Below are 7,929 nucleotides of genomic sequence, written 5' to 3'. Positions count from 1 at the left end.
GCCACGCAACCGACCGGCACCCTCCAGCCAAAACATCCCGACGACGAAATCTCCAGCGTACTCAAACGCGTAAAACAAAACCCCGCCAAAAATGACGGGGTTTGTCAGCAGTCTGAGCCGCCCGGAGGCGGCTTCGATGTGCGGGCTGCGCCGAAGATCACTTGATCTTCGTTTCCTTGAACTCGACGTGCTTCTTGGCGACCGGGTCGTACTTGCGGAAGGACAGCTTGTCCGTCTTGGTGCGGCTGTTCTTGCTCGTCACGTAGAAGAAGCCGGTGTCGGCGGTCGAGAGCAGCTTGATCTTGATGTTGGCGGCTTTTGCCATGGATGCGTTCCGTTCAGCTTAATGGGGTTCGAACCGCATCTAAGGGGCGGAACCCCGGCGCGGAAAACTACCGCGACACATAAAGATCGGCGCTGGAAAGTCAAGACCGGTGCGACATGGCGATGCGGGTGATGGCCAGCACGATGTAGAACAGGAAGAACAGCGCAAGCGAACCTGCAAAACCCTCTTTGCCGAACAGGTCCATGCCAATGCCGATTGCCTGCGGCCCTAGCACCATGCCCAACCCATAGCAGAGCACGAAGGCGGCGTTGGCGTTGGCGAGTTCGTGGCCTGATAGCCGCGAGCCGAGATGGGCGAGGCCGATCGTATAGAGTGCGGCCACCACGCCGCCCCAGACGAACAGCACGGCGGCCAGCACATGCCAGTTGTGCGCTACCATCGGCATGAAAATCATGCCAGCCAGACCCACCGTCGCGCAGCCGAGCAGCAGGTAGCGGCGGTCGCGGATACGGTCGCTCAGCATGCCGATGGGGATCTGCATCAACACGTTGCCGAGGCCGATCATTGTGAGCAGCAGGGCCGCGTCGCCTTCCGAATAGCCGCTGCGCGCGCCGTAGACGGGGAACAGCGCAAAGCCGCCGGTCTCCACCGCGCCGAACACCAGCACGGCGGCGGTCGCCGTCGGCACCAGCCATATGTAGCGGAGGAAATGGCCGCTCTCGTCGCCGCTCGGATGGATGTCCGGGCTCTCGCGCCAGGCCGCCACCACCGGCACCAGCGCGAACATCACGAGCACGAACACCACGCCGAACGGGGCGAAGCCGCCGCTGCCGAGACGCGAGAACAGCCAGGGGCCGAGCGCGAAGCCGAGCGAGAGTACTGTCGCGTAGATGCCAAGCACGAAGCCGCGCCTGTGCGGCGGGGCCGACGACGAGATCCAGAACTCGGAGAGGATGAACAGCACGGTGAGCGCTATGTGCAGCACGACGCGCAGCGGAAACCACATCCAGAAGGCGGTGGCGAAGTAAAAGCCCATGAAGGCAAGCGCGCCCAGCAGAATCATTGCTGCCATCGTCCAGACAACGCCGAAACGCATGGCGAGCGGGGTGGCCAGCGGCGCCCCAACGATCGAAGCGATGCCGGCAACCGCCGTATTGAGGCCGATCAGGCTCGCCGAATAGCCGCGCGATTCGAGGATGACGCTGAGCAGCGGCATGCCCAGCCCGATGGCGATCCCGACCACGCTGATCGAGGCGATTGCCGCCGCGATCGGCAGCCAGCGCATGGGCGCGTGGATCTCCTCGGTGTCGACACTGCGGTCCATGTCTGTTCTGCTGGTATCTGGTTGCGGTATTTCGCGGGGAAAAGACTACAAAACTTCGCGGATGAAGCGATTGCGGACCATGCGGAAGAACGGAACCGGCCCGCCGGGACGCAGCAGCGGGTCGAAGGCCAGCCGCTGCTCGAGTTCGCCGAGCACGGTCCGCGTTATCGCCGGGATATCGGCCTGCTTGGCCTCATCGAGCGGCAGCCAGACGAGTTCCTCCAGTTCCTCCGTCGGTCCGCCGCCGGGCAATTCCGCCGCGACGCTGTCACGCCATGCGGCGAGGAAGCGCGTGTCGAAACGGCGGACGCGCCCGGGAGGGGTGATGGCGCGGGCAACCATGCGAAGCTCGCCCAGCGCCGGGGAAACGCCATGATCGGCAAAACCCTGCCAGCCTGTCTTAGCCGTCTGGAACGAGACCTTGCGGCCGATCAGCAGGCCGGCTTCCTCGTAGGTCTCGCGGATTGCCGACAGCGCTATGGCGCGCGCCCGCACGGGACCCGCCCGGCTGGTCCGGGCCAACAGCTTTGCTTCCTCGGCGGGATGAAGGCTTTCCACAACGGCGACACGGCTGTCGCCGGGATCGGTGCGCCCGCCCGGGAACACGAACTTTCCGGGCATGAAGGCGTGACGCGCGTGGCGGCGCCCCATCAGCACCTTCACCGCGTCGCCCTGGCGGTCGAGCAGGATGAGCGTGGCCGCGTCGCGCGGGCGCAGCGGCCCCTTGCCGAGAGCGAAATCCTTGGCTTCGGCTTTGTCCAGGTCGGTTCGGCTTATTCCGTCCATGCGGCTTCCCTTAATGGAGGCGGGACGGCGATGGAACCGCTCTTTTGGAAGAGGTCTTGGGCCAGCAGCGGGCCGTTATGCCTCGGGGTGCTGTTCGATCCGGTCGTGCTCGCCGCCGAAGCCGTGCATGTAAAGCGCCCATTGCAGGCCGACGACGGCGCCCTTGATCGGCCTGAGCAGCGCCAGCGCCGAGGCGATGGTGAGCGGCACCCAGATCGCCAGGTGCTGCCAGGTCGACAGCGTGCTGGTCGCCTCGACGCCCATGAAGGCGCCGACGATGACGTGGCCGACGATCACCACCACCAGATAGGCCGGAAGGTCGTCGGCGCGATGGTGATGCATCTCCTCGCCGCAATGCTCGCAGCGGTCTACGGTTTTCAGGAACGAGCGGAACAGCTTTCCCTCGCCGCAATGCGGGCAGCGACCGAGAAAGCCGCGCTTCATTGCGGTCCATAAAGGGCGCGTGGTTCTGCCCGAATGCGCCTCGCCGCCGAAAACCTGCTCTTCCATCGTCATCTCCTGCCGCGCGGGCCTCGCGACATTGTGGCACGCCCGCGTTTTTGCCGGGCTTTTGCTTTGTGGAACGACCGTTTGGCGCCCGGCATGGGCTTCGGTTCGCTCAGCATCTCGAAACGCAGCGCGCCGGCCAGCGGCGCGACCTCGACGAGTTTCACCAGCACGGCGTCGGCAAGCTGGTATCCTTTGCCGGTCTGTTGGCCGACCAGCGCCCGCGTCGTCTCGTCGAAGATGTAATAATCGTCTTCGAGCGTTGCCACGGGCACAAAGCCATCAGTCCCGAACTGCGGCAATTGGACAAATAGTCCCGCCTTGGTCACGCCGGAGACGCGGCCGTCGAATTCACCGTTCACCTGCTCGACGAGATGCGCGGCGATCAACCGGTCGACCGTCTGGCGCTCGGCGGCCATCGCACGGCGTTCTGTCGTCGAAATCAGCTCGGAAATGTCGTCCAGCCTGGCTTCCTCGCCGGCCGTCAGCCCGTCCTTGCCGAGCGAGAGCGCCGAGATCAGCGCGCGATGCACGATGAGGTCGGCGTAGCGGCGGATCGGTGAGGTGAAATGCGCGTAGCGGCGCAGGTTCAGGCCGAAATGCCCGAGATTGTCCGGCGAATAGACCGCCTGGCTCTGGGTGCGCAGCACCACCTCGTTGACCAGTCCCTCGTGCTCGCCGTCGCGCACCCGGTCGAGGATGTGGTTGAACTGCTGGGTCCGCAACTCGGCGCCGCGCGCCAGCGAGATGCCGATCGACTGCAGGAACTCGCGCAGCGATTCCTGCTTCACCAGCGACGGCGAATCGTGGACGCGATAGACCAGCTTCTGGCGTTTTGCCTCCAGCGTCTCGGCTGCTGCGACATTGGCCTGGATCATGAACTCCTCGATCAATTTATGGGCGTCGAGGCGCTCGGGCACGATGACCCGGTCGACGGTGCCGTCTGGCTTCAGCAGGATCTTGCGCTCCGGCAGGTCGAGGTCGAGCGGCTGGCGCTTGTCGCGGCCGCGCTTCAGTACGGCATAACCGTCCCACAGCGGCTTCAATACCGGATCGAGCAGCGGCGCCGTCTTCTCATCCGTCGCGCCGTCGATGGCCGCCTGCGCCTGCGGGTAGGCGAGTTTCGCCACCGAACGCATCATCACGCGATGAAAGCTGTGGCGGATTTTCCGTCCGTCCGCGGCAAAAATCATGCGCACAGCGAGCGCTGGCCGATCGACCCCTTCCTTCAGCGAGCAGAGGTCGTTGGAGATGCGTTCCGGCAGCATCGGCACGACCCGGTCGGGGAAATAGACCGAGTTGCCACGGTTCAGAGCCTCGCGGTCGAGCGCGGTTCCCGGCCGCACATAGGCGGCGACGTCGGCGATGGCGACGGTGGCGACAATGCCGCCCGGATTGGCTGGATCGTCGTCGGGCGCCGCGTGCACGGCATCGTCATGGTCTTTCGCATCGGCCGGGTCGATGGTCAGCAGCGGCAGTTCCCGCCAGTCTTCGCGGCCGTCCATGCTTGCTGGCTGCGCGGCGTCAGCCTCCGCGATCACCTCGCTCGGAAACACATGCGGAATGCCATGTGCATGGATGGCGATCATGGAGACCGCCTTTTCGCTGGTCAGCGAGCCAAGCACCGACACGACCTTCGCCTGCGGCAGGCCATAGCGCGTCGACCGCCCGGTCTCGATCTCGACCAGGTCGCCATCCTTCGCGCCGTTGCGGAATTCTTGGGCGACCTCGAACTCCGGACGGCCACGCTCCACCGGCACGATGCGAAAACCGCCCGAGCCCAGTGTCCTGAAAACGCCAAGCTCGGTCTCGGCGCGCTTCTCGAACACCTTCATCACCCGCGCCGTGTAGGCGGGGCCGGGTCCGTCGTTGCGGAAGGTTTTCGCCAGTACGCGGTCGCCGACGCCGGGCGCGCGACCGCGGCCCGTCTTCGCGGTCTTAATCAGAACCAGAACCGGCGCCTCGCCGCCGTCGCGCTCGGCCGGACGCGCCAGAAGATTGCCGTCGCCGTCACGCGAAAAGATGTCGAGCACGGCGACGTGGGGCAGGGTGCCCGGACGCTTCAGCCGCCTCTTGTCCTTCTCGATCAGGCCTTCGTCGTGGAGATCGGCGAGCGTGTCCTTCAGCCAGACCCGGTCGGCGCCTTTCAGCGAGAAGGCTTTGGCCAGGTCGCGCTTGCCGCTCCTGTCGGGGTTTTCCTCGATATAGGTGAGAAGCTCCTCGCGGCTCGGCCGGAAATCGCCCGCCGTCCTCGGGTGCGCGCCGGGCCCGTAGGCCGGGCTCCTGCCGCGTTCATCCCTCGGCGCGGACGGTTTTTTCGCCAAGCGGCCCTATTCCTTTTTCTTCGCCGCCGCCTTTTTCGCGGCAGGCTTCTTGGCTGCGGACGTTTTGGCGGCAGGTTTCTTCGCCTTTGCAGCCGGCCGTCGTGCGCCGTTCGATTTCCCGCTGCCGGTCTTGGCCTCGCGCTCGGCGATCAGCACCAGCGCTTCCTCCATGGTGATGGAAGCAGGATCCTTGCCCTTCGGTAGAGTGGCGTTGACCTTGGCGAAGTTGACATAGGGCCCGTATTTGCCATCGCGCACCGTCACCTTGCCGCCGCCGTCCGGGTGTTCGCCGAGGTCCTTCAGCGCCGCCGGCGTGCCGCCGCGCGCCGCCTTGCCCTTGGACTGCTTGTCGGCGATGACCGTCACGGCGCGGTTGAGGCCGATCGAGAACACGTCCTCGATACTCTCCAGATTGGCGTAGGTTCCATCGTGCAGCACAAACGGTCCGTAGCGGCCGAGGCCGGCCGAGATCATCTTGCCGGTTTCCGGATGTTTTCCGACGTCGCGCGGCAGCGATAAGAGCGCCAGCGCCTTCTCGTGGTCTATCGAGTCCGGCGACCAGCCCTTCGGCAGACTGGAGCGTTTGGCGTCCTTTCCTTCGCCGCGTTGCAGATAAGGGCCGAAGCGGCCGCTGCGCAGCGTGATCTCCTCGTTGGTGTAGGGGTCTTTCCCCAGCACCTTGTTGCCGTCCTCGGCCGCGCCGTTCTCGCCCTCGCCATTCGCGGCATCGCCGAGTTGGCGTGTGTAGCCGCACTCGGGATAGTTGGAGCACCCGACAAAGGCGCCATATTTGCCAAGCCGCAGCGACAGCGTGCCGGCGCCGCATTTCGGGCAGATGCGCGGATTGGACCCGTCCTCGCGCGGCGGGAAAATAAGAGGCGCCAGTTCCTCGTTCAGCGTCTCCAGCACGTCGCCGACGCGCAGGTCCTTGGTCTCGGCGATGGCGGCCGAAAAGTCTTTCCAGAAGTCGCGCAGCACGTCCTTCCAGACCAGCTTGCCGTCGGAGATCTCGTCGAGCTTTTCCTCCAGCCCTGCCGTGAAGTCATATTCGACATATTTGGCGAAGAAGCTTTCGAGGAAGGCCGACAGCAGCCGACCGCGCGAATGCGGGATCAGCTTGCGCTTGTCGATGACCACATATTCGCGGTCTTCCAACGTCTTCAGGATCGCCGTGTAGGTGGAGGGGCGGCCGATGCCGATTTCCTCCATCTTCTTGATCAACGTGGCTTCCGAATAGCGGGGCGGCGGCTCGGTCGAATGCTGCGTCGCCTGGATCGACTTCCTGTCCAGCGACTCGCCGGCGCGGATCTCCGGCAGTCGCCCGCCTTCCTCGTCGTCCTGCGCGTCCTCGTCCTTCTGGTCGGTATAGGCGGCGATGAAACCGTCGAAGCGGATGACCGATCCGACCGCGCGCAACCCGGCGGTGCGTCCGCTGTTCAGCGCCTCGATCTCGACGGTGGTGCGCTCGATCTCGGCCGGCTGCATCTGGCTGGCAATGGCGCGCTTCCAGATCATCTCGTAGAGGCGGGCCTGGTCGGCATCGAGATATTTGCGCATCGCGGCTGGCGTGCGCGAAAAATCGGTCGGGCGGATCGCCTCATGCGCTTCCTGCGCGTTCTTGGCCTTGGCCGAATAGTAGCGCGGCTTCTCCGGCAGATATTTTTCGCCGAATTCCTTTGCGATCGCTCCGCGAGCAGCGCTGATAGCCTCCGGCGCGATCTGCACGCCGTCGGTTCGCATGTAGGTGATCAGGCCGGCGGTCTCGCCGCCGATGTCCAGGCCCTCGTAGAGGCGCTGGGCGACCTGCATGGTGCGCACGGCGGAGAAGCCGAGCCGCGACGACGCGGCCTGCTGGAGCGTCGAGGTGGTAAAGGGCGGACCGGGATTGCGTTTGGTCGGTTTTGCATCGACCGAAAGCGCGCGGAAGGTCGCGCCTTCGAGCATCGCCTTGATGCCGTTGGCCTGTTCGGCATTGCCGATATCCAGTTTCTGCAGTCGCTTGCCTTCATAGGCGGTCAGCCGTGCCTCAAAGAGGTCGGCGCGCGGCGTCGCCAGCGTGGCGGCGATCTGCCAGTATTCCTGGCGGACGAAACGCTCGATCTCGGCCTCGCGGTCGCAAACGAGCCGCAGCGCCACCGACTGCACGCGGCCGGCGGAGCGGGCGCCCGGCAGCTTGCGCCACAGCACCGGTGACAGAGTAAAGCCGACCAGATAGTCGAGCGCGCGTCGAGCGAGATACGCTTCGACCAGCGGCGCGTCGATCTGGCGCGGATGCGCCATTGCATCCAGCACCGACTGCTTGGTGATGGCGTTGAAGACCACACGGCTGACCGGCTTGCCTTTCAGCGCACGCTTCTGCTGCAAGACTTCCAGCACGTGCCAGGAGATGGCCTCGCCCTCGCGGTCGGGGTCGGTTGCGAGGATCAGCCCGTCGGCGTCCTTGACCGCCTTGGCGATCTCGGTCAGCCGCTTGGAGGAAGGACCGTCGACCTCCCATGACATGGCGAAGTCCTCGTCGGGCCTCACCGATCCGTCCTTGGCCGGTAGGTCGCGGACATGGCCGTAGGAGGCCAGAACCCTGTAGTTGCGGCCGAGATACTTATTGATGGTCTTGGCCTTGGCAGGCGATTCGACGACGACGACGTCCATGGATTCCCGTATTTTCGCTTGGCAGGAGGCCCCCGACGGCACAGCGCCATGCC

Annotated in this window: 6 protein-coding genes; all 6 read right to left on the bottom strand. The window is 65.2% G+C overall.

Going from position 1 to position 7,929, the window contains the following annotated elements; all coding sequences use genetic code 11:
• Positions 1-157 precede the first annotated feature (157 nt).
• Complete coding sequence (rpmG, locus tag RB623_RS29230) at positions 158-325, bottom strand: 50S ribosomal protein L33 (protein ID WP_006201775.1); 168 nt, start codon at positions 323-325, stop codon at positions 158-160.
• A 100-nt stretch (positions 326-425) separates the two neighbouring features.
• Positions 426-1,610, bottom strand: coding sequence for an MFS transporter (locus RB623_RS29225; protein ID WP_374121761.1), 1,185 nt, complete (start codon positions 1,608-1,610; stop codon positions 426-428).
• A gap of 45 nt (positions 1,611-1,655) precedes the next feature.
• Positions 1,656-2,396: an NUDIX hydrolase gene (locus tag RB623_RS29220; protein WP_308060651.1), complete on the bottom strand. Its 741-nt coding sequence runs from the start codon at positions 2,394-2,396 to the stop codon at positions 1,656-1,658.
• Positions 2,397-2,471: 75 nt separating this feature from the next.
• Positions 2,472-2,906 carry a DUF983 domain-containing protein gene (locus tag RB623_RS29215; protein ID WP_308060650.1) on the bottom strand — a complete coding sequence of 145 codons (435 nt, stop codon included), beginning with the start codon at positions 2,904-2,906 and terminating at the stop codon, positions 2,472-2,474.
• Positions 2,907-2,908: 2 nt separating this feature from the next.
• A complete protein-coding gene (gene rnr / locus RB623_RS29210; protein ID WP_308060649.1) occupies positions 2,909-5,227 on the bottom strand; it encodes a ribonuclease R in 2,319 nt (772 codons plus the stop codon).
• Between the two features lie 6 nt (positions 5,228-5,233).
• Positions 5,234-7,876, bottom strand: coding sequence for a type I DNA topoisomerase (gene topA, locus RB623_RS29205; protein WP_308060648.1), 2,643 nt, complete (start codon positions 7,874-7,876; stop codon positions 5,234-5,236).
• Positions 7,877-7,929: the final 53 nt, after the last annotated feature.

This window comes from Mesorhizobium sp. LHD-90 (genome assembly GCF_030929505.1).
Classification (GTDB): domain Bacteria; phylum Pseudomonadota; class Alphaproteobacteria; order Rhizobiales; family Rhizobiaceae; genus Kumtagia.
This window is presented reverse-complemented; position numbering and strand designations above follow the sequence as displayed.